The 21,688-nt window shown below is 52.4% G+C and carries 20 protein-coding genes; 9 read left to right on the top strand and 11 right to left on the bottom strand.

The annotated features are described in order from the left end of the window. Positions 1-40: 40 nt before the first annotated feature. From ftsP to DW47_RS0100090, 4 genes are all read right to left on the bottom strand, one after another. A complete protein-coding gene (ftsP, locus tag DW47_RS0100105; RefSeq protein WP_029684275.1) occupies positions 41-1,462 on the bottom strand; it encodes a cell division protein FtsP in 1,422 nt (473 codons plus the stop codon). Positions 1,463-1,538: 76 nt separating this feature from the next. After that, on the bottom strand, positions 1,539-2,273 hold the full coding sequence (locus DW47_RS0100100; protein WP_029684274.1) for a 1-acylglycerol-3-phosphate O-acyltransferase: 735 nt from the start codon (positions 2,271-2,273) through the stop codon (positions 1,539-1,541). Between the two features lie 165 nt (positions 2,274-2,438). Continuing rightward, complete coding sequence (parC, locus tag DW47_RS0100095) at positions 2,439-4,715, bottom strand: DNA topoisomerase IV subunit A (protein ID WP_029684273.1); 2,277 nt, start codon at positions 4,713-4,715, stop codon at positions 2,439-2,441. Positions 4,716-4,907: 192 nt separating this feature from the next. Further along, on the bottom strand, positions 4,908-5,678 hold the full coding sequence (locus DW47_RS0100090) for a transporter substrate-binding domain-containing protein (RefSeq protein ID WP_029684272.1): 771 nt from the start codon (positions 5,676-5,678) through the stop codon (positions 4,908-4,910). 139 nt (positions 5,679-5,817) lie between these two features. On the opposite strand from DW47_RS0100090, the gene DW47_RS0100085 reads away from it, so the two are divergent. Continuing rightward, on the top strand, positions 5,818-6,399 hold the full coding sequence (locus DW47_RS0100085; protein ID WP_029684271.1) for an NAD(P)H-dependent oxidoreductase: 582 nt from the start codon (positions 5,818-5,820) through the stop codon (positions 6,397-6,399). Here the strand turns inward: DW47_RS0100085 and DW47_RS0100080 are convergent. From DW47_RS0100080 to nudF, 6 genes are all read right to left on the bottom strand, one after another. After that, complete coding sequence (locus DW47_RS0100080; protein WP_071846594.1) at positions 6,332-7,321, bottom strand: LysR family transcriptional regulator; 990 nt, start codon at positions 7,319-7,321, stop codon at positions 6,332-6,334. The genes DW47_RS0100085 and DW47_RS0100080 overlap by 68 nt on opposite strands. 184 nt (positions 7,322-7,505) lie before the next feature. Next, on the bottom strand, positions 7,506-9,401 hold the full coding sequence (gene parE, locus DW47_RS0100075; RefSeq protein WP_029684269.1) for a DNA topoisomerase IV subunit B: 1,896 nt from the start codon (positions 9,399-9,401) through the stop codon (positions 7,506-7,508). Between the two features lie 48 nt (positions 9,402-9,449). After that, positions 9,450-10,031, bottom strand: a complete 582-nt coding sequence (yqiA, locus tag DW47_RS0100070; RefSeq protein WP_029684268.1) for an esterase YqiA — start codon at positions 10,029-10,031, stop codon at positions 9,450-9,452. A 4-nt stretch (positions 10,032-10,035) separates the two neighbouring features. Next, positions 10,036-10,863: a 3',5'-cyclic-AMP phosphodiesterase gene (gene cpdA / locus DW47_RS0100065; protein ID WP_029684267.1), complete on the bottom strand. Its 828-nt coding sequence runs from the start codon at positions 10,861-10,863 to the stop codon at positions 10,036-10,038. Between the two features lie 35 nt (positions 10,864-10,898). Then, entirely contained in the window at positions 10,899-11,324 is a 426-nt protein-coding gene (locus DW47_RS0100060; RefSeq protein WP_029684266.1) for a DUF1249 family protein, read from the bottom strand. Further along, complete coding sequence (gene nudF / locus DW47_RS0100055) at positions 11,321-11,956, bottom strand: ADP-ribose diphosphatase (protein WP_029684265.1); 636 nt, start codon at positions 11,954-11,956, stop codon at positions 11,321-11,323. Before nudF ends, DW47_RS0100060 begins: the two co-directional genes overlap by 4 nt. 223 nt (positions 11,957-12,179) lie before the next feature. Between nudF and tolC the strand changes: the two genes are divergently transcribed. The 3 genes from tolC to DW47_RS0100040 all read left to right on the top strand — a co-directional run bounded on the left by tolC (position 12,180) and on the right by DW47_RS0100040 (position 15,616). Beyond that, positions 12,180-13,664, top strand: coding sequence for an outer membrane channel protein TolC (gene tolC, locus DW47_RS0100050; RefSeq protein ID WP_029684264.1), 1,485 nt, complete (start codon positions 12,180-12,182; stop codon positions 13,662-13,664). A 138-nt stretch (positions 13,665-13,802) separates the two neighbouring features. Further along, complete coding sequence (locus DW47_RS0100045) at positions 13,803-14,447, top strand: DUF1190 family protein (protein WP_029684263.1); 645 nt, start codon at positions 13,803-13,805, stop codon at positions 14,445-14,447. Positions 14,448-14,455: 8 nt separating this feature from the next. Then, positions 14,456-15,616 (top strand): glutathionylspermidine synthase family protein, encoded by a 1,161-nt coding sequence (locus DW47_RS0100040; RefSeq protein WP_029684262.1) that lies wholly within the window; start codon positions 14,456-14,458, stop codon positions 15,614-15,616. A 37-nt stretch (positions 15,617-15,653) separates the two neighbouring features. Here the strand turns inward: DW47_RS0100040 and ygiD are convergent, their stop codons facing one another. Next, entirely contained in the window at positions 15,654-16,436 is a 783-nt protein-coding gene (gene ygiD / locus DW47_RS0100035; RefSeq protein ID WP_029684261.1) for a 4,5-DOPA-extradiol-dioxygenase, read from the bottom strand. A gap of 336 nt (positions 16,437-16,772) precedes the next feature. Between ygiD and DW47_RS0100030 the strand changes: the two genes are divergently transcribed. The 5 genes from DW47_RS0100030 to DW47_RS0100010 are packed head-to-tail and all read left to right on the top strand — an operon-like array spanning position 16,773 to position 21,400. After that, positions 16,773-18,650: a PAAR domain-containing protein gene (locus DW47_RS0100030; RefSeq protein WP_029684260.1), complete on the top strand. Its 1,878-nt coding sequence runs from the start codon at positions 16,773-16,775 to the stop codon at positions 18,648-18,650. Then, positions 18,647-19,306, top strand: coding sequence for a DUF2931 family protein (locus DW47_RS0100025; RefSeq protein ID WP_029684259.1), 660 nt, complete (start codon positions 18,647-18,649; stop codon positions 19,304-19,306). Before DW47_RS0100030 ends, DW47_RS0100025 begins: the two co-directional genes overlap by 4 nt. A gap of 32 nt (positions 19,307-19,338) precedes the next feature. After that, positions 19,339-20,010 (top strand): DUF2931 family protein, encoded by a 672-nt coding sequence (locus DW47_RS0100020; RefSeq protein WP_029684258.1) that lies wholly within the window; start codon positions 19,339-19,341, stop codon positions 20,008-20,010. A gap of 32 nt (positions 20,011-20,042) precedes the next feature. Further along, complete coding sequence (locus DW47_RS0100015; protein WP_029684257.1) at positions 20,043-20,696, top strand: DUF2931 family protein; 654 nt, start codon at positions 20,043-20,045, stop codon at positions 20,694-20,696. Between the two features lie 32 nt (positions 20,697-20,728). Next, positions 20,729-21,400, top strand: coding sequence for a DUF2931 family protein (locus DW47_RS0100010; protein WP_029684256.1), 672 nt, complete (start codon positions 20,729-20,731; stop codon positions 21,398-21,400). Positions 21,401-21,688 lie beyond the last annotated feature (288 nt).

Below are 21,688 nucleotides of genomic sequence, written 5' to 3'. Positions count from 1 at the left end.
GTGGGCGTCGGCACCCACCACGCGCCGTTAGGCAGGCGATTTAGTTGATCGCCTGCTGAACCATCAACTGGCCGGCGACTCCGCTGTCGGCCAGTTCCAGATTCTGGCTGTAATAAACAAACGGGAAGTGTTCCGAAGAACTCTGCGGGAAAGTCACCAGCAACTCAACACTGCCGTCTATCCACACCGTATCTTTCCAACCTCGGTCCTCTGCCATCGGCGGTGCGCCGTTTATACTTTGGATCAAAAATAACGCCCCCTGAATATGGAACGGCTGCGGCGTGTCAGCCTGCACCGTCCAACGCTCGGTTATCCCCTGACTAACAATGGTATCAATACGCCCAGTATCCCAGGCTTTGCCGTTGATCCCGGCAGGGGAGGTCTGCAACTGGATCTGACGACTGCCGTTGACCGTATTTTGAGTCGGTATAGCACCCAACTGTCCCGGCACATTATTGGTGACCAACGGCAGTAAACCGGTGGGACGCAATGTCAGTACCAAGGTGGAGGTCAAAATTGAGGAAGGCTGGAAAATCCCTTTGATACGTTCTACCAAGGTGGCCGCTGTCCCCGCGGTGATCGACACCTCATTGCCCTGAGACAGATCCACCAGCACTTCACGGCGCTCTCCAGGGGCCAACGACAACTGCTGCACCGTCACCGGCGCGGGTAGCAACCCTTGATCACCGGCAATCACGGTAAACGGCCGGTTATCACTGAGTTGCAGTTGATAACGGCGTGCATCGGACGCATTCAATAAGCGCAGCCGCACCCAGCCACGGGAGACATTGATATAGGGTTTCTGAACACCGTTAACCAGCAGAATATCGCCATAAAAGCCTTCATCGGCCCCGCTGTCGTATTCAGGGGAACCGAAATTATCCAGTCGCTTGTCTTGAATAATCAGCGGAAAATCATCCACCCCATAGTGTTTAGGAATACCTAATGAGCTACTGCTGTCATCGTCCACCAACCACATCCCCGCCAGGCCGTTATACACCTGAGAGGCCATATGGTGTGGCGTATCCGCATGGTACCAGAGGGTGGCGGCAGGCTGGCGTATCGGCAGGACCGGCGACCAGTCGACATTCGGTGAAATCTGTCGCGGCGCGCCGCCGTTGAGTGCGCCCGGCACTAACAGGCCGCTGACGGTCATTGAAACCGGTTCCGCCAGACGGTTGCTGTAGATCAGTTTTACGTCATCACCGTTACGTACTCGCACCGTCGGCCCGAGATAACGGCCATTGAACCCCCAAACCGGCGCACTGCTGCTGCCATTGAAGGACCAGTGAGCAGACTGCATAGTCAGAAAAATCGGCTGCCCGCGCCGCGATTCGACTAACGGCGGGACCGGTAACACGTTCTCGCCACTGTCTGAGGCCCGTGCCACGGCGGGAAGCAGAGCACTGCCTGCGGCCGCGGCCGCGGATAACTGTATAAACTGACGCCTGCTGAAAGACATAAACCTTATGACCTTATTCTGATAGCCTCACCGGCCGACAACACGACAATTTTCTGACTTAACCCATACGCTGTGATTAGCGGTTTTCCTGCTCACGGCGGGCCACTTCCGCATTTAACTCTTCGATACGCGCCGCCATCAGTTCACGACAGTGAGTTGCCAACTTACGGGCTGACTGACCTTCAAACTGTTTGACGTCCACCGGCGGTAGCATTTCAACAATCACCAGCCCATTACGCCAGCGGTTGAGTTTAATACGCTCGTGGGTATCCGATACAACCACCGGGATCACTGGTACACCGGCCGCGATAGCGGCATGGAAGGCACCGGTTTTAAAGGGTAACAGGCCCCGACCACGGCTGCGGGTTCCTTCCGGAAACATCCAAAAAGAGATTTTTTTCTTCTTAAACTGATTAACCACATCACTGATGGTGTCATGGGCTTTGCTTTTGTTATTGCGGTCAATCAGTAGATTACCGGTCAGCCAGTATAACGGACCGAAAAACGGTACCCAGACGAGGCTTTTTTTACCCACAGTGACCGTCGGCGGCTGAACCATATTAGCCGCGGTAATCATGTCATAGTTATTCTGATGGTTAGCAATATAGATCGCATTACCGATGTTATCCGCACCGTCAAACTTACGTGACTCGACACGGATCCCGAAAATATTGTGCAGCCAGCCAAAAGCATGGGCAAAAGTGGCGACATGACGCGGGTTGCGGGGAGTGAGACAGCACCATAAACAGCCGAAGACACAGACAATTACGGAATAAATACACACAAACAGGGCGCGCAAAAGTAACAGCATAACAACCTCATGATGGCAGCCCGCTTCATTGCCATGAAGTCAGGCTAAAATACTCCAGCCATATCAGCCGACCCTTGTCAGTAGTCATCCTGATAAACATAACCGCCGGCAAGTATAACGGCTTTTTCTTATCGCGCTGAACCTGCCGGCACTCTTCTCATTACATTAGCTTTCGGACGGCTCATCGGCCCGGTCACGGGCCGGTGCATCGACCTCGACCTTATCGATACGCTGTAGTCCGCGTGGTAACAGGGTGCCACGGCGTCCGCGCTCAGTCCTGAATTTTTTCAGATCATCTTCGCGCAGGGTCAGTTTTCGCTTACCGACATACAGGGTCACCACGCTGCCCGGTGGCAGCAGCAGCAACCACGCCAGTTTATCGGTACCCTCTGCGGCCTCGGCGGCAGGGATAGAGATAATCTTATTGCCCTTACCTTTCGACAGGGCCGGTAAATCGGTCACTGGGAACATCAGCATACGCCCTGCCGCGGAGATCGCCAGCAGCATATCGTCGTCATGATGTACCGCCAGCGGGGTCATGACACTGGCATTTTTCGGCAGCGATAATAACGCTTTCCCGGCACGATTACGTGATACCAGGTCACTAAAGCTACAGATAAACCCGTAACCGGCATCGGAGGCCATCAGCAAGCGTTGATCATCTGCTTCCATCAGCACATGGTTGACGGTTGCACCCGGTGGTGGCGTAAGTTTACCGGTCAGCGGCTCACCCTGACCACGGGCGGACGGCAGCGTAGTCGGGTCAAGGGTATAGCTGCGACCGGTGGAATCGATAAACGATACCGGCAGGTTGCTCTTACCCCGCGCCGAGGCCAGATAGCTGTCCCCAGATTTGTAGTTCAAGCCGGTCGGGTCAATATCATGGCCACGGGCACTGCGCACCCAGCCCATTTTCGACAAAACAACGGTGATCGGCTCTGAAGGTACCAGTTCAGTTTCACTGATCGCCCGCGCTTCTCCACGCTCACACAGCGGCGAACGGCGGTCATCGCCATAGGTTTTGCTGTCTGCCTGTAACTCTTTCTTCAGCAGGGTATTCATCCGCCGTTCAGAGGAGAGCAGCAACTGCAGTTCATCACGCTCTTTTTCCAGCGCATCGCGCTCGGCAGTGATTTTCATCTCTTCGAGCTTGGCCAAATGACGCAGTTTTAATTCGAGAATAGCTTCTGCTTGGATGTCGTTTAGGGAGAAGCGTGACATCAGCACCGTTTTAGGCGCATCTTCATTACGGATGATCTCGATCACTTCATCAATATTCAGAAACGCAATTAACAGCCCTTGCAGCACATTTAAGCGGTGCAGGATCTTGTCCAAGCGGAAATTAATCCGCTTACGCACCGTCTGGCGACGATACACCAGCCACTCGCTGATAATTTCCAACAGGTTTTTCACCGCTGGACGGTTATCCAAGCCGATCATATTCAGGTTGATACGATAGCTCTTTTCCAAGTCGGTAGTGGCAAACAGATGGTTCATCAACGGCTCTGCATCCACACGGTTGGAACGCGGTACAATCACCAGTCGGGTAGGGTTTTCGTGATCGGACTCATCGCGCAGATCTTCCACCATTGGCAGTTTTTTATTGCGCATCTGGGTGGCGATCTGCTCCAGCACCCGGGCTCCAGAGACTTGATGCGGCAACGCCGTGATGATGATTTCGCCGTCCTCTTTTTTCCACACCCCACGCTGACGGACACTACCGCGGCCGGTGGCGTAGATTTTACGGATATCACTACGCGGGGTAATAATTTCCGCTTCGGTGGGGAAATCCGGTCCTTGCACAATATCCAGTAGCTCATCGAGGCTTATTGACGGCTTTTCGATCAGCGCCACTGCGGCATCCGCCACTTCCCGTAGGTTATGCGGTGGAATATCGGTTGCCATCCCCACCGCAATACCGGTGGTGCCGTTTAGCAGAATATTTGGCAGACGGGCAGGCAGCATTTTCGGCTCCTGCAAGGTGCCGTCAAAGTTCGGGATATAGTCAACCGTGCCCTGCCCCAGTTCACTGAGCAGCACTTCCGCGTATTTAGATAAGCGGGACTCGGTATAACGCATCGCCGCAAAGGATTTGGGATCATCCGGTGCTCCCCAGTTCCCCTGACCATCCACCAGCGGATAACGGTAAGAGAAGGGCTGCGCCATCAGTACCATCGCTTCATAGCAGGCACTGTCGCCGTGAGGATGATATTTCCCTAAGACATCACCGACCGTACGCGCCGATTTTTTAAATTTTGCGCTGGCATTCAGCCCTAGTTCCGACATCGCATAGATAATGCGGCGCTGCACTGGCTTGAGGCCATCACCGATGTAAGGTAATGCCCTGTCCATGATCACGTACATGGAGTAGTTCAGGTAGGCGTTTTCGGTAAATTTGTGCAATGCAAGACGTTCATTACCGTCCCGGGTCATGTCACTCATGTTAATCAGTCCTCACTTCTCGGCCAGCCGGACACCAGTCGGCGGCGGTTATCTGGCGGGGATAGTACATTATTCCCAGAGCTTAGTCACAGGTACTGACCGTTGAGATCACCGATATCCAGCCGCATGCGCTCAGCGCTGAGTGTCGAGGCTGGTCGTGAAAAATCAGCGGGAGTCCCTTCCCTGATAGCGTCACAGCGCGGAGCTGCCCATCCATTGCTGTTCAGCTTTCTGATATTCCCCCGTAGCACGGCTGAGGTGCAGCCACTGGTCAACATACAGCTTCCAGCTGATATCATCTCGCGGCAGCATATAGGCCTTTTCACCGTACTGTAGCGGCTGCTGCGGATCCAGTGCACAGAGTCCCGGATTGAGGGTTTTCTGGTAGAGGGCTTCGGATGCATCGGTGATCATCACGTCGGCGCGATGCGCCAGTAATTCATGGAAAATTGTAACGTTATCGTGGAACAGAGTCAGGTTAGCTTGAGGTAAATACTGATGGACAAAGGCTTCGTTGGTGCCGCCTGCCGGTTCAATCACCCGTACCTGCGGACGGTTAAGCTGCTCCACGGTCTGATATTTCTGACTATCGGCACAGCGTACCAGCGGAATTTTACCGTCGCTGCCAAGGGATGCCGCAAACCAAGCGCTCTGTTGACGTTTCAAGGTTACCGAAATACCGCCCACCGCGATATCACAGTGCTTAGCCGTAAAGTCATTGCTCAGTGTTTTCCATGTAGTCGCCACCCAAACTGGCTTGGCACCTAGGCTTTTAGCCAGTGATTCCGCCATGGTAACGTCCAGCCCTTGATACTGTCCGTCTGGACGAAGATAGCTGTAAGGCTTGTAATCGCCGGTGGTACAGATTTTCAGTTCTTTGGTTTGCAGAACAGTGTCGAGATGCGAGTCAGCATAGGCTAGCGCAGGCAGTAATGTCAGTGCTAACAAGGTTTTTTTTATCATTTTTCATTTCCTGATCAGAGGGAGAGAAGGCTCCCTCCGAGATTATTGCATTATTCGCAAAGGTATTATGCAACCGGCTGGGTTTTTTCTGTGTGCGCCAGCCCTGACAATGACTGAAATCATTGATGAGGAAAGTGTAATGAGTCAGATTTTGTTAATTGATGGCGGCACCACCTTCGGCCACTCCAAAGGTCAGTTAAACCACACCTTGGCTGACGCTGGGGCGGAAGAACTGCGCCGTCTCGGGCATCACGTCTCCGTCACCCGTATTGATCAGGGCTACGACATTGAGGCGGAAATTGAGAAGTTTGTCAGCCATGATGTGGTGATTTTTCAGATGCCTGGCTGGTGGATGGGTGAACCCTGGACGGTAAAGAAATACATTGATGAGGTGTTTACCTATGGTCATGGCCGACTGTACGCCAGTGATGGCCGTAGCCGTGAGGATAGCACCAAGAAATACGGTTCCGGCGGTCTGATCCAAGGCAAGAAATACCTGCTGTCACTGACCTGGAACGCCCCTCTGGAAGCCTTCACTGATCCACAGCAGTTCTTCGAAGGGGTGGGGGTCGATGGCGTCTATCTGCATTTCCATAAAGCCTGCCAGTTCCTAGGAATGGAACCGCTGCCGACCTTTATCTGCAATGATGTGATCAAAGATCCGCAGGTCGATCACTATCTGGCCGCATATCGCGATCATCTGCAGCAGATTTTTCGCTGATTTCCCCCGCCAGCGACGGCGGCTGCAACAGGCCATGTTCTATCACCGCCTGTTGCAGGTAATCAATAAAACAACGCACCCTACCCGCTAAGCCAGCATGGTGATACCAGACCGCATGAACCGGCAGCAGCATTGGCCGGGTTTCTGCGGTCAGTACCGGCACCAGTAATCCTTGGGCGACCGCGGTGGCAGAAGCAAAATCGGAGAGTCGGGCAATGCCCTGACCGGCGATGGCTAATTGTTGGATCGTTTCCCCGCTTGAAGCGCGGATTGCGGGGTTTATCTGAATAAATTGCTGCTGCTCGTCACGCACCGGCCAGAAGTTGTGCACCTGTGGGCGGGTAAACCCTAAAGTACGATGCTCCCCAAGCTGGCGACTGTCTGAAGGCATGCCATAGCGACGTAAATAGTCTGGACTGGCAAACAACCGCAGCGGGCTGTACCCAAGGATACGAGCATGGATACCCGAATCCGCCAGCGCACCCATGCGGATAGCAATATCAGCTTGCTGCTCCAGCAGGTCAATCGGCAGGTCATCGGTAGCCAATTCCGGCTCAATCTGGGGATAACGTCGCATAAATTCCCCCAGCAACGGCACGATCACATGCTGCATAAAAGAGGGAGCAGTATTGATACGTAACCGGCCGGACGGAGTTTCCCGGCGCAGCGCCAGTTCATCTTCCGCCGCCTCGACCGCCATCAGGATCTCTCGCGCCCGTTGCAAAAATAGCTCTCCTTCCGGAGTCAACGCCATACGCCGCGTCGTGCGCTGCATCAGGGTGGTTTCCAGGCGGCTCTCTAAGCGGCTGAGGGCTCGGCTGACGGTGGAGACAGTCATCGACAGCTTTTCTGCTGCGGCAGTAATTGACCCACTGTCGGCCACTGCCGTCAGAATACGCATCTCTTCAAGGGTTACTTTCATCGACAGCTCCGGCGATCGGCAACAGCCTGTGCCTGATCCCTGTTTTACTCCCGGCGCTGAAAGATGGCCGGATTGATTCAGGTTATACCAAACACCACTGCTACCGGGTTTATCCGTTGTGGCGGTGGGGCAAAATAACAACGCCCGGCACAAGGCCGGGCGCAGACAACCGGTGAACGCCGAATTATACCTCGATATCCACTTTATCACCCCGTTCCTGTAACCAGTTACGGCGGTCTTCAGAGCGTTTCTTCGCCAGTAACATATCCATGATTTTCAGGGTCTCTTCGTTATCCTGCTCATCGATGGCCAACTGCACCAAACGACGGGTATTCGGATCAAGGGTGGTTTCCCGTAACTGCATCGGGTTCATCTCACCTAACCCTTTGAAGCGCTGAACGTTAACTTTCCCTTTTTTCCGTTTCAGTTGCTCCAGCACCCCTGCTTTTTCGTCTTCATCGAGGGCATAATAGACCTCTTTGCCAAGATCGATTCGGTACAACGGAGGCATCGCCACATAGACATGCCCGCCCCGCACCAGCGCCGGGAAATGACGAACGAATAGCGCGCACAGCAAGGTGGCAATGTGCAGACCATCAGAATCCGCATCCGCCAAGATGCAGATTTTGCCGTAACGCAGCATACTAAGGTCATCGCTGTCTGGGTCGATGCCCATAGCGACAGAAATGTCATGCACTTCCTGGGAAGCCAAAACTTCGTCAGATGACACCTCCCAGGTGTTCAAGATCTTACCTTTCAGCGGCATGATCGCCTGGAACTCACGGTCACGGGCCTGTTTGGCAGAGCCGCCTGCCGAGTCCCCTTCTACCAAGAACAGTTCGGTTTTATTCAGATCCTGAGCGGTGCAGTCTACCAGTTTGCCAGGCAGTGCCGGACCGCTGGTGATCTTTTTACGCACCACTTTTTTGGCTGCCCGTAGACGACGCTGTGCGCTGGCAATCGCCATTTCTGCCAGTTGTTCAGCCAGTTGGACGTTCTGGTTCAACCACAGACTAAAGGCATCTTTGACAATCGCTGAGACAAACGCGGCGGACTGACGGGAAGAGAGACGCTCTTTGGTCTGACCAGCAAACTGCGGATCCTGCATTTTTACCGACAAGACATAGGCACAGCGATCCCAGATATCCTCGGCTGACAGCTTAACGCCGCGCGGCAGAATATTGCGGTATTCACAGAAGTTACGGATAGCATCCAGCAGCCCCTGACGCAGGCCATTAACGTGGGTACCTCCCTGCATGGTTGGGATCAAGTTGACGTAACTTTCGGTGAGTAACTCCCCCCCTTCCGGCAGCCACAATAGCGCCCAGTCAACAGCTTCGGTCTCGCCGGCAAAGGTGCCGACAAACGGGTTTTCCGGCAGCGTCACCAGACCATTCACTGACTCTTTTAAGTAGTCAGTAAGGCCATCTTCGTAATGCCAGCGCTGCTCAGTTTTAGCGGCAATATCACGGAAAATAATCTCGACGCCCGGACAGAGCACCGCTTTGGCTTTCAATAGATGTGTCAGACGCGACACGGAGAAGCGTGGGCTGTCAAAGAACGAGGCATCCGGCCAAAAGCGTACCCGGCTGCCGCTGTTACGGCGGCCTACTGTGCCGGTGACCCGTAAATCTTCGACCTTTTCACCGTTTTCAAAGGCCATTTCGTACACTTCGCCCTGACGGCGCACGGTCACTTCCACCCGGGTCGATAAGGCATTGACCACCGAAATCCCGACGCCATGTAGACCGCCGGAGAATTGGTAGTTTTTATTGGAAAATTTCCCCCCGGCGTGTAAGCGGCAGAAAATCAGTTCAATGGCCGGTACCCCTTCTTCTGGGTGGATATCCACCGGCATACCACGGCCATCATCGATCACTTCTAATGACTGATCGGCGTGGAGGACCACTTCCACGCGTTTTGCATGTCCCGCCAGCGCTTCATCGATACTGTTATCGATCACTTCCTGACCCAGATGGTTGGGACGCGCGGTATCGGTATACATACCCGGGCGTCGGCGGACAGGTTCAAGCCCGGTCAATACTTCAATAGAATCCGCGTTATAACTTGATTGAGTCATCGTTCTCTTTCGTTTTTCTGAATGGGGTTATCCGACGGGCACGCCGGTTCAGTCGCAGGTTAAGCCCAGAAACTCTGTTAACGGTGTAAAGTAGCGTTGCACATCACGGAAGGCGTGATCGCCGCCGACTTCAACGCTCTGTCGACAAAGGGCGTAGTAGTCCAGCGCTTGCCGGTAATCGAGCACTTCATCACCGGTCTGAAGCAGCAGCCACAGCAGGTCCGGCGCTTCCAGCGGTGCGACCTGCATCACTTTCAGGTCATCAATATGGCGAGACTCTAACACATATTCTTGGCCGGTGTACGGGTTACGATTCGGCCCCAGATAGTGCTCTAACAGTTCAAATGGCCGTACCGCCGGGTTGATCACCACTGCTGGCAACATAAAACATTGGGAGAGCCAAGTGGCATAGTAACCGCCGAGGGAAGAACCGACAATGCCCAGCGGCTGACCGGCATACTGCATCACCAGCTCCTCCAGCATCATCGCGGCTTGGTCAGGGTAATCCGGTAATTGCGGAATGATCATCCTGACCTGCGGATGGTGCTGTTGCATCCACTTCTGCAACAGGGTGGCTTTCACCGACTGCGGCGAGCTATTAAAACCATGCAGGTAAAGCAAAACAGACATCGGACTAATATCCTTCAGATTCCAAATCGGGTGCAAAATCTTGGGTGTCGAGGCGGTCGACCTGCGTCTCTAGCCTCCCTCCCGTTGCTAGGGTTAACGTCCGCCAACCGGGGGCGACGGTATCAATAGTGAAACCGCTGCAATGGGGTTTGAACTGTACACAGGTCGAGGGCGTCGCCAACACCCGTCGCCCCTGCCATAAGGCATCCATTTCCTGATGAATATGCCCGCAAACCAGAGTACGGGCTCGGGGATAGTCACTGAGTATCGCATCCAACTGATGGGAGTTGCGTAAGCTGTGCTGATCCAGCCAGCGACAACCAGAGGACAGAGGATGATGATGCAGCAAAATAACGCTGTCACGCTCCGGTGTCACCGCTAAGGTCTTTTCCAGCCACTCCAGCTGAAAATCACTGAGCATGCCATGGGGCACCCCGTATACTTGGCTGTCGAGCAGCAGCATTTGCCAGTGATCGCCCAACAGCACCTGTCGGGCTTGGCTAATACCGGCCTCTGCCAAGGTCGCGTACATCGCAGGCTGAAAATCGTGGTTGCCCGGTAGCCAGACACAAGGGGCCGGTAGACGGGCAATCCCCTCAGCAAAGTGTCGGTAAGCTTGTGGACTGTGGTCTTGGGCAAGATCACCGGTGGCGATCACCAAGTCAAAATGCGGACCACTGGCAAGTATCGCATCAAGTACTGCCTGGAAACCCGCCCAGGTATTAACCCCCAGCAGGGTTTCATGCTGGCCCTGAAACAGATGAGTATCCGTGAGTTGCAACACACGTATCTGTGAAGGGTCAGCGATCTGGGGTTGTAATACACTGTCCAAGTGACATCCTTAGTAAGCGCACCGTGGGTCGGAAATTAACACACTGCTTCGGCCATCGTGCCCTGTAACAAGCAGTAGCGTAGCCATTCGGCCAGAAACTGGTTGATTTGATGTTTCTCGTCACGCTGATGTAACTTTTTATTCGGGTAATCATAACGCCCTTTGAAGCGAAAGATCTGCTGTGTTGAACACACTTCTGCGACCCGCGCATCATGATACAACCGCACCGACATGGCCGGTAGACTCCAATAACTGACTGCCGGTGCCACTTGGCTGATATTGACCCGGGTGGTGTAGCGGGTAGATTCCTCTATCGTCAGACGATAGCGAGCACCGTTAATCTGATAACTGGTCATTTCCCCTTCCCGCTCGTCGCGGGGCAGTAAACGGCGCAACTGCGCATAGTTGGTCTCATTGAGACGCATCATTTCAGGGAAATCAGGAGTGTAGCGTTGTGTCATGTGGCCTTCCATTCTTCTGTCAGTCTTCTGTGATGCAGTTCAAGCCATTGCAGGGCAATCACAGTGGCTGCGTTATCAATCATCCCCTGTTCAACCCATTGGTAAGCCTGTTCCCTGCTTACCACCCGCACCAGAATATCCTCATTCTCTTCGTCCAGACCGTGACAGCCTTTTGCCTGAGTGGCATCCGTTTCGCCCACCATGACCGCAATTCGCTCACTACTCCCGCCGGGGCTCGACAAATAGTCGATAACCGGTTTGATCCGTCCAAGGGTTAGTCCCGCCTCTTCCATCGCTTCCCGGCGGGCGACCTGTTCGCCGGTTTCACCTGCCCCTATCATACCCGCCACTATCTCCAGTAGCCATGGGGTTTGACTTGAATCATAGGCAGGGATACGTATCTGTTCCACCAGCACCACCTCATCGCGCTGGGCATCATACGGCAGCACCGCCGCCGCGTGGCCGCGCTCAAACACTTCGCGCTCAATGACTTTACTCAAGGCACCGGAGAACAGGCGATGGCGAAAGCGGTACTTAATTAATGAAAAAAAACCTTTATACAATCTTTCCCTTGTAATAATTTCTACATCTCTACGCTGGAAAGTAGCAGGCGATTGTTGATTCTCTGGCATTGTGCAACTCCTGAAAACGTTTAATGGGTTCCGCGTCCGGTGTCACTGACTGAGAGTATTACACCCCGTTGCAGGCGATGTTTGGCTTTTATTTTACGCAGCCCCCCGCGGATGGCACGTTAAGCCAACTTAACATGCCCTCTGACTCTGATAGAATCGCTGATTATTTTTTGGCACCCGATAGCACCATTTATGCAATTTCGCTGCAAAACAAGGAATGCAAATGAAAAAATTGCTCCCCGTCATCATTGGCATGAGTCTTGCCAGCTTTACACAGCTTAGTCAGGCAGAAGACCTGTTGCAGGTCTATCAGCAAGCCCGTAATTCTAACCCAGACCTGCGCAGTGCTGCCGCTGATCGCGATGCCGCCTTTGAAAAAATTAATGAGTCCCGCAGCCCGTTATTACCCCAGTTAGGTTTGGGCGGTGATTACGATTTCAATAGTGGCTACCGTGATAACAGTGGCATTCGTTCTAATATCGGGAGTGCCTCACTGCAATTGACCCAGACGATTTTTGATATGTCGAAATGGCGCGCCCTGACCTTACAGGAAAAAACCGCAGGTATTCAGGACGTCACCTATCAGGTAGCCCAGCAGGATTTAATCCTGAACACTGCCACCGCCTATTTTAATGTGCTGAGTGCCATTGATACCCTGTCTTATACCGAAGCGCAGAAGCAGTCAATTTATCGCGAGTTGGACCAGACCACCCAGCGCTTTAATGTCGGCTTGGTTGCGATTACCGACGTACAGAATGCCCGCGCACAGTATGACAGTGTGTTGGCCAACGAAGTGACTGCCCGCAATAATCTTGATAATAAAATGGAAGCGCTGCGTCAGATCACCGGTAACGACTACTACGCACTGGCATCCTTAAATATCAACCGTTTCAGTACTGAAAAACCGGAAACCGTTTCAGCCTTACTTAAACAGGCAGATAACCATAACCTGACCTTACTGTCAGCGCGTTTATCCCAGGATTTGGCCCGTCAGCAGATCAAATATGCAGAGTCTGGCCATATGCCAACCTTGGGACTGACCGCCTCTACCGGGATGTCTAACAGTAAGTATGACGGTTACCGGTCGCATACTACCTCCACCACTCAAGATTCTATTGCCGGCACCACCCAAGTGGGTCTGAGCCTGTCTATCCCACTGTACAGTGGCGGCGCAGTCTCCTCCCAAGTGAAACAGGCGGAATACAGCTTTGTCAGCGCCAGCGAAAAACTGGAAAGCGCCCACCGTTCAGCAGTTCAGACGGTTCGCTCCTCGTATAATAACGTGAATGCTTCTATCAGTAGTATTAACGCCTATAAACAGGCTGTCGTCTCTGCACAGAGTTCTTTGGATGCGATGGAAGCCGGTTATCAGGTCGGTACTCGTACCATTGTCGATGTGCTGGATGCCACCACCACACTGTATAATGCCAAGCAGCAATTGTCGGATGCCCGTTACAGCTATCTGATTAACCAGTTGAATATCAAATATGCACTGGGCACCCTTAATGAGCAAGATCTGGCCTCACTGAATGCACAGTTGGGTAAAGATGTCCCCACCGCACCGGATACCGTTGCCCCTGAAAATCCACAACAGGATGCTGAGGCCGATGGTTCTGCGCCAATGCAGGCTTCACGGGCAAGTGCAACACCTGCGGCGGTCCGTCATACTGCGACACCGCGCCACAGTGGTAATCCATTCAGTCAGTAATTATCCGTAGCGGGGGCCGTCTCTGTCCCCGCTAAACGTATAACAACGTAAAGATCCCCTTCGCTGCCCTCTGGTTGCTTCTGTTTTAACCGCTGCTCCCTTATCCTGACTCCTTAGCTCTGGGATCAGGAATCAATAATGAAAAGAACAAAAAACATTCATCATGCGGCCTTCCGTAAAGGGATCAGCCTGCGCCATGTTACGCCTCTCGCTATCGCGGTTTCCGCCGCTTTTTTGGTCAGCGGTTGCGAGCAGAAAGATGAAAAAGTCTCAATGTATATGAATGCTGACCAGTGTAGCCAGGCGAATCCCGGCCAGTCTGCTCAGTGTCATAATGCCTATAACAGCGCTCTCAATGAAGCGGCGCGCACCGCACCCAAATACGCCAGCCGTGAAGATTGTGTTGCCGAATTCGGTGAAAACCAGTGTCAGCAAGTGCCCGCCTCGGCCGGTGTCCAGCCACAACAGAGCAGTCCATGGATGCCACTGATGGCCGGTTATATGATGGGACGGATGATGAGCGGCATGTCACAACCGCTGTTTACCCCCCGTAACCCGGCCAGCCCGGCCCGCGGACAGTTTGTCGATGCCAGCGGGCGCAGCTATGGTCCGGCAACGGCTGGCCGCAGCATGACCGTACCCAAAACGGCACTGGCCCCAAAACCGGCCACGACCCGCACCATCACCCGCGGTGGGTTCGGTGACTCTGTCGCGCGGCAGAACAGCGCTCCGCGCAGTAACCTGAGCCGCGGTCCCTCCGCTGGCAGAAGCTTCGGAGGCTGAGGCAGAGTATGCAACGTCTCCCTATCAGCGAGCGCCCTGACTGGCGCCGCAAAGCGGAAGAGTATGGGTTCCACTTCCATACCCTGTATGGCGAGCCCTACTGGAGTGAGGAAGCCTGTTACCGCTTCAGTGCCCAGCAGATTGAGTATCTGGAGGATGTGACCGCGGAACTGCACCAGATGTGCCTGCAGGCGGTAGACAAAGTGGTCGCCAGCGAAGCACTGCTGGAGAAATTTCGCATCCCGACCCATGTCCGTGATGTGGTCGCCGATTCTTGGAAAAGCCGACAGCCGTCGCTGTACTCACGTCTGGATCTGGCGTGGGGAGGCAGCGGCGATGCCAAATTACTGGAGAACAATGCCGATACCCCGACTTCCTTGTATGAGGCGGCGTTCTTTCAATGGATTTGGCTGGAGGATCAGCTTGCCGCAGGTCATCTGCCGGCAAACAGCGATCAGTTTAACAGCCTGCAGGAAAAGCTGATTAATCGCTTTAAAATCCTGCAACAACAACACGGTCTCCATTTTCTGCACCTCAGTTGTTGCCGTGACAGTGAAGAAGACCGTGCCACCGTACAGTATCTGCAGGATTGCGCCCAAGAAGCCGGGGTTAGCAACGATTTCCTATTTATCGATGAGATCGGTCTTGGCGAGAAAGGTCAGTTTACCGACCTGCAAGATCAGGTGATCAGCAACCTGTTTAAGCTCTATCCGTGGGAATTTATGCTGCGGGAATCGTTTTCCATGAAATTAGCCGATGCCGGTGTGCGCTGGCTGGAACCAGCATGGAAGAGTATTGTCTCGAATAAAGCGATCCTGCCGCTGTTATGGGAGATGTTTCCCGGACATCCTAACCTGTTACCCGCCTGGTTCAGTGAAGATCAGCCTCCACTACCGGCGCGTTATGTGATTAAACCACTGTTTTCGCGGGAAGGCGCCAATGTCCGCATCATCGATAATCACCAAGAAATTGCTCATGCTGCCGGCCCTTATGGCGAGGAAGGCACCATCATCCAACAGTTTCACCCGCTGCCGCAGTTTGACGGCAATTATACGGTGATTGGCAGTTGGCTTATCGATGATGCCCCGGCAGGGATCGGTTTACGGGAAGACAAGCAGTTGATCACTCAGGATCTTTCGCGTTTCTATCCGCACTTCTTCACTCCATAACGGTTATGGGGATCTTCGCGATCCCCTGAACCCAGGCTTACTCGGCGACCACCGATAACATACTCAGTGAGCCCATCTCAATACCGTCCACCGGCACCGAGATTTTATCCCCTGGCAATACGGCACCCAGCACATACAGCAGTGGCAGGAAGTGTTCCACCGATGGATTAGACAGCTCCGCCCCTTCATGCTGCATAAAGTTAATCAGCGGATGCTGTGACGGTTCACCCTGCCAATCGAGGTTGTCACGGACAAAATCGTTAAATGACTCTGCCCACGGATAAGCCTCACCCCCACCCCAACGCACTTTACGCAGGTTATGGACCACGTTACCACTGGCGACAATCATGACACCCTGCTCACGCAGCGCAGCCAGTTTTTGTCCTAACGCAAAGTGATACTCTACTGGTTGAGTGCCATCGATGCTCAACTGTACCACCGGAATATCGGCCTCAGGGTACATCTTAATCAGTACGCCCCATGAGCCGTGATCCAATCCCCATTGCTGGTCGAGGACTACTGGTACCGGCGCCAGCAGCTCCGCAATCTGCGCAGCCAGTTGTGGCTCGCCGGGTGCATTATACTGGGTATCAAACAGCGCCTGTGGAAAGCCACCGAAATCGTGGATAGTCCGTGGTTCGGCCATGGCAGTCACTGCCGTGCCTCGGGTATACCAGTGAGCGGAGACAGCCAAGATGGCTTTAGGGCGCGGCAGACGCTTGCCCAGTTCCCGCCAGCACTGCGTATAGGTATTTTCTTCTAATACGTTCATCGGGCTGCCATGCCCCAAAAACACCACCGGCATACGTGAGGCCGTCATAAGTTCACTCCGGAATCGACTGTACTAATAGGATATGCGCTCTACGATACGCTTTTCCGCCCAGATTACACTCGGATAACCATGATGATCTTTGTCAGAGAATTTGAATAATTGGCGCTACCCGTTCTCCCCACCGGGTGGAGGCAGCTCCTAAGTATGCTCGGTGAGCACCAATACCTTGCCTCCTCCCTAACTGATATACCGCGTAGGACTCATGGTTATGCGAGGTTATTGTTTACGAGAAAATCCATAAATTCAGAGGATATTTCGATCTGGTCACGGAAAAAAAGTGAATAACGGTGTTTGATGGAGATTGCAACTCACTAAGGACAGTGTATGGCTATCGGCTATTTTCTATGTGTTGGAGATCAAACCACCTGTGGCGGGAAGATACTGACAGGTGATCAGTCATTTAGTTGGCTCGGTGTTGCGGGGGCACGCCAAGGGGATCTGGTATCCTGCGGGAAACATCCCGGGACTTATGTCATCTGTGGCGGTATTGTGGATATGTGGGACAACGGTCGAATGCTGGCAGGTAGCTTGGACAGTGTCAGTAGTTGCCCCTGCCAAGCACGGTTTATTCCCTCTAGATTTGACAGTTATGAGCAGAAGACCGCCACTCACCATCAGTCTCTGCCTGACGCTGACACCCCTAACGCCGCCGTGCAGAACAGCCCTTCGACAGAGACTCCTCTCCAGTACGCACAGGCGGCACGCAAGAAACATACGCGTGAGATCACGCTAACCATCGGCGTATTTTTTGACGGTACTGGGAATAATGCCATCAATACGCAGAATATGCTGAAAGCCTGTACGACAGGTTATTATGATCTGAGCACTCAGGCGGCTGAGTCTATTTTGGAAAAATGTACCCGCGATAAAATGGGGGTTTCAGGGACCTCTGCAACCAGCTATACCAACTATTACACCAATATTCACTGGTTGAGTATGCTGTATTTCCGTGATTTATCTGTAAGTACCTCTGATATACAAACAGCCCTCTATATTGACGGTATTGGTACTGAGGCAGGTAAACCTGATGATATTATTGGTCAGGGTTTTGGTATTTCAGATACAGGGGTCATTGCAAAAACGGATAATGCGATTATCAAACTGGGTGATTCTTTGAGACTAAATATACAACGTATTAAAGACTACCTAGTCGAAAATATCATTATTATCAAAGAATTGAAATTCGATATTTTCGGTTTTAGCCGCGGGGCTGCAGCGGCTCGGCACTTTGCAAACCGTATCAGTGATCAGGACCCTGCGCTTATCAGAGCTATCCACCAAGGAATGGAAGGCACTCTGTTTAATGGCCCCCCTTCAGGCAGCATCCGCTTTGTTGGACTTTTCGATACCGTAGCGGCTATCGGTACCCCGTCAAACGGCCTTAATCCCCACAGTGCGGATAGCGGTGATGTAAAACTTTGCCTGCCCCGCGGCATCGCCCGGCAGGTATTTCATATCACCGCCGCAAATGAGTGCCGTTTTAATTTTCCGCTGTACAGCGTGCAACCGGTATGGCCGGAGCTGATGATACCCGGCGCACACTCTGATATTGGTGGAGGCTATCTCCCCGTTACCCGTGAAGATCTGTTTCTGACCCGACCGACCACTGAAACGGTTCTTCTGAGTCAGCCGGATGAACAGACCCAAGTCTATCGGCAGACAATGGCTCAGCTGCCACTACTACAACAATACCCGACCCTGGCTCCCCTGCTACGAACCAGTAATATTAGTGTAGAGGCCTGGTCTGATAGCCGGTTATCCACGGACAAATATGGGCAGATGCAGAAAAGGAGCTATGCGGCACTAACGCTGCGCAACCGAATCATCAGTAATGGCTGGTCACTGGTGGTACTGCGACTGATGCTGGAAGCAGCAAAGGAGGCTGGGGTGATATTTGATCCAATTCGTGAAACAGCCGATACATTACGCCTCCCAAAGGAACTGCTTCCTCTGTGTGAAAAGGCACTGGCGATGGGAAGTGCTATCCGCAGTGGCCGGGTTCCGCAGAGTTTCACCCAGCAGGAGCTGGATATCATTGCCGGAAAATATATTCATTGTTCCGCTCACTGGAATGCTATCAAACTGGACAGTAAGGGCCAGATTTACGGAGCAGTGTCAGCTTCAGCACTGATCGGGTTTATCAACCGCCCAGATGAGCGCTGGCAACGAACTGTTTACAGTATACACGGACGTAAATCATGAAATTGCTCCCGCCTATGTTACTGCTATTACTTATTACCCTCAGCGGCTGCCATGCCGGAGAGCCGGAGACCCCGGAGCAAACCGGAACTATGCCCTATGGGGAGATCGGCTTTACCTTTTTCACCCCTAAGGGGTTACCGGCAATCGTCACCAGAGCATTTATGCTCGACAGCAAGAAAGTGATCTATGACTATCGCACTCTGGACAGCACAGCAAGCGATTCCGATGCCGTTGAAACTTGGAGTAAAAGAACAGGAAACGGAGGAATACAGTTTAATAAAGCGCGACATGCCCCGGCGCAAATGCTGTTCTGTTGGGACTCTATTATCGACAGAAAAACCTATCAGACTGTGATTATTTTTTCCCCTGAACTGCAGACACAGATGTCGACACCAACCGGCAAAAACTTCAGAGGAGAAACGGCCTGGTATGACACCCTGCTATTTGGTCTGGCGCCAGAAGGTAAAGTCCGTATCTGGCTGCAGAACAGCACTGCCAGCGATAACCTGCCGGTTACCCCGCTCAGTATCACCACGACATCAGGAGATCAACTTTCGGTCTGTAAAGGCATCACACAGAGTGATTTTTCTTACGGGTATGACCAAGATATAAAAGATTTTATTAAAGGGAAAAAGTACCCCTACGGAAATTGGTAAATCACGCACTGCAACATTTAACGGAATGGATGATGCTAAAAACCCCTGCTTTACTGCTGTTACTGATAACCCTTAGCGGCTGCCATGCCGGAGAGCCGCAGACCCCGGAGCAAACCGGAACTATGCCCTATGGGGAGATCGGCTTTACCTTTTTCACCCCTAAGGGGTTACCGGCAATCGTCACTAGAGCATTTATGCTCGACAGCAAGAAAGTGATCTATGACTATCGCACTCTGGACAGCACAGCAAGCGATTCCGATGCCGTTGAAACTTGGAGTAAAAGAACAGGAAACGGAGGAATACAGTTTAATAAAGCGCGACATGCCCCGGCGCAAATGCTGTTCTGTTGGGACTCTATTATCGACAGAAAAACCTATCAGACTGTGATTATTTTTTCCCCTGAGCTGCAGACACAGATGTCGACACCAACCGGCAAAAACTTCAGAGGAGAAACGGCCTGGTATGACACCCTGCTATTTGGTCTGGCACCAGAAGGTAAAGTCCGTATCTGGCTGCAGAACAGCACTGCCAGCGATAACCTGCCGGTTACCCCGCGCAGTATCACCACGACATCAGGGGATAAACTCTCGGTCTGCAACAAATTCCCTTCACGGATTAAATTTAACTACAGCATTCCTGATGGATACGATCCGTTCATCAAAGATTTTATTAAAGGGAAAAAGTACCCCTACGGAAATTGGTAAACCACACACGGCAGCATTTAAAGGAATGGATGATGCTAAAAACCCCTGCTTTACTGCTGTTACTGATAACCCTTAGCGGCTGCCATGCCGGAGAGCCGCAGACCCCTGAGCAAACCGGAACTATGCCCTATGGGGAAGCGGGTTTTGCTTTTTTCACCCCCAAAGGGTTACCGGCAATCGTCACCAGGGCACTGATTATTGACAGTAAAAAAGTGGTCTACACCTATCGGACATTGGATAGTACTCAGGAAAACTCAGGAACTGTAAAGAACTGGAGCTTGAGGGCAAGAAGAATGGTTCAGCGTAATAAAATTCGACATGCCCCAGCGCAAATGCTGTTCTGTTGGGATTCTATTATCGACAGAAAAACCTATCAGACTGTGATTGTTTTTTCCGCTGAGCTGCAGACACAGATGTCGACACCAACCGGCAAAGACCGGAGAGGCAATACCTCTTGGTATAAAACATTACTGTTTGGTTTGGCACCAGAAGGTAAAGTCCGTATCTGGCTGCAGAACAGCACTGCCAGAGAAAATCTGCCGGTTACCCCGCTCAGCATCACTACAACATCAGGGGATAAGCTCTCGCTCTGTAAAGGCATCACACAGAGTGATTTTTCTTACGGGTATGACCAAGATATAAAAGATTTTATTAAAGGGAAAAAGTACCCCTACGGAAATTGGTAAACCACACACGGCAACATTTAACGGAATGGATGATGCTTAAAAACCCTATTTTACTGCTATTACTTATTACCCTCAGCGGCTGCCGTGCCGGAGAGCTACAGACCCCTGAGCAAACCGGGACTATGCCCTATGGGGAGATCGGTTTTGCATTTTTTACCCCTAAAGGGTTGCCAGCAATCGTCACTAGGGCACTGATTATTGACAGCAAGAAAGTCGTTTATACCTATCGCACTCTGGACAGTACTAGAAACAACCCCAATGTCATTGGTACTTGGAATAACAGAACAGCTAACGGAGGAATACAGTTTAATAAAGCGCGACACGCCCCGGCGCAAATGCTGTTCTGTTGGGACTCTATTATCGACAGAAAAACCTATCAGACTATGATTGTTTTTTCCGCTGAGCTGCAGACACAGATGTCGACACCGACCGGCAAAAACTTCAGAGGTGAAACGGCCTGGTATGACACCCTGCTATTTGGCCTGGCACCAGAAGGTAAAGTCCGTATCTGGTTGCAGAACACCGATGCCAGAGAAAATCTGCCGGTTACCCCGCTCAGAATCACCACAACATCAGGAGATAAACTCTCGGTCTGCAACAAATTCCCTTCGCGGATTAAATTTAACTACAGCATTCCAGATGGATACGATCCGTTCATTAAGGATTTTATTAAAGGTAAAAAGTACCCCTATGGGAACTGGTAAATCCTATTGCTTGCTAAAAGTCCCCTGACCTTCTGATTCCCGAGAAAACCTCAGAGGTACATCACAGACCAGCCGGATAAGCACTGGCAACCTACGGTTTCTAATATGGATGGGAATATATTATGGAAATAATCCGCGTAATCTGGCTGCTGCCGTTACTGGTACTGACAGCCTGTCAGGGACACTCTTTACCTGCCACCGCCACACAGAGCAATGAGCCCACAGCATGGACGTTTGATTTTTTTACACCCCAGGCGTTGCCTGCCGTGGTGACATTTGCCGCTGTTC

Source organism: Tatumella saanichensis (assembly GCF_000439375.1).
Classification (GTDB): domain Bacteria; phylum Pseudomonadota; class Gammaproteobacteria; order Enterobacterales; family Enterobacteriaceae; genus Tatumella; species Tatumella saanichensis.
The sequence above is the reverse complement of the archived record's forward strand: the minus strand, read 5'-3'. Positions and strand labels throughout refer to the sequence as shown.

Excerpts from the sequence above, each read along its gene's own strand:
- DW47_RS0100025 (WP_029684259.1), top strand. The coding sequence starts at position 18,647 with ATGAAATTGCTCCCGCCTATGTTACTGCTATTACTTATTACCCTCAGC.
- tolC (WP_029684264.1), top strand. The coding sequence starts at position 12,180 with ATGAAAAAATTGCTCCCCGTCATCATTGGCATGAGTCTTGCCAGCTTT.
- DW47_RS0100085 (WP_029684271.1), top strand. The coding sequence starts at position 5,818 with ATGAGTCAGATTTTGTTAATTGATGGCGGCACCACCTTCGGCCACTCC.
- DW47_RS0100060 (WP_029684266.1), bottom strand. The coding sequence starts at position 11,324 with ATGACACAACGCTACACTCCTGATTTCCCTGAAATGATGCGTCTCAAT.
- DW47_RS0100015 (WP_029684257.1), top strand. The coding sequence starts at position 20,043 with ATGCTAAAAACCCCTGCTTTACTGCTGTTACTGATAACCCTTAGCGGC.
- DW47_RS0100090 (WP_029684272.1), bottom strand. The coding sequence starts at position 5,678 with ATGATAAAAAAAACCTTGTTAGCACTGACATTACTGCCTGCGCTAGCC.
- ygiD (WP_029684261.1), bottom strand. The coding sequence starts at position 16,436 with ATGACGGCCTCACGTATGCCGGTGGTGTTTTTGGGGCATGGCAGCCCG.
- DW47_RS0100045 (WP_029684263.1), top strand. The coding sequence starts at position 13,803 with ATGAAAAGAACAAAAAACATTCATCATGCGGCCTTCCGTAAAGGGATC.
- DW47_RS0100010 (WP_029684256.1), top strand. The coding sequence starts at position 20,729 with ATGCTTAAAAACCCTATTTTACTGCTATTACTTATTACCCTCAGCGGC.
- DW47_RS0100040 (WP_029684262.1), top strand. The coding sequence starts at position 14,456 with ATGCAACGTCTCCCTATCAGCGAGCGCCCTGACTGGCGCCGCAAAGCG.
- DW47_RS0100030 (WP_029684260.1), top strand. The coding sequence starts at position 16,773 with ATGGCTATCGGCTATTTTCTATGTGTTGGAGATCAAACCACCTGTGGC.
- nudF (WP_029684265.1), bottom strand. The coding sequence starts at position 11,956 with ATGCCAGAGAATCAACAATCGCCTGCTACTTTCCAGCGTAGAGATGTA.
- DW47_RS0100100 (WP_029684274.1), bottom strand. The coding sequence starts at position 2,273 with ATGCTGTTACTTTTGCGCGCCCTGTTTGTGTGTATTTATTCCGTAATT.
- parE (WP_029684269.1), bottom strand. The coding sequence starts at position 9,401 with ATGACTCAATCAAGTTATAACGCGGATTCTATTGAAGTATTGACCGGG.
- ftsP (WP_029684275.1), bottom strand. The coding sequence starts at position 1,462 with ATGTCTTTCAGCAGGCGTCAGTTTATACAGTTATCCGCGGCCGCGGCC.
- DW47_RS0100020 (WP_029684258.1), top strand. The coding sequence starts at position 19,339 with ATGCTAAAAACCCCTGCTTTACTGCTGTTACTGATAACCCTTAGCGGC.
- yqiA (WP_029684268.1), bottom strand. The coding sequence starts at position 10,031 with ATGTCTGTTTTGCTTTACCTGCATGGTTTTAATAGCTCGCCGCAGTCG.
- parC (WP_029684273.1), bottom strand. The coding sequence starts at position 4,715 with ATGAGTGACATGACCCGGGACGGTAATGAACGTCTTGCATTGCACAAA.
- DW47_RS0100080 (WP_071846594.1), bottom strand. The coding sequence starts at position 7,321 with ATGAAAGTAACCCTTGAAGAGATGCGTATTCTGACGGCAGTGGCCGAC.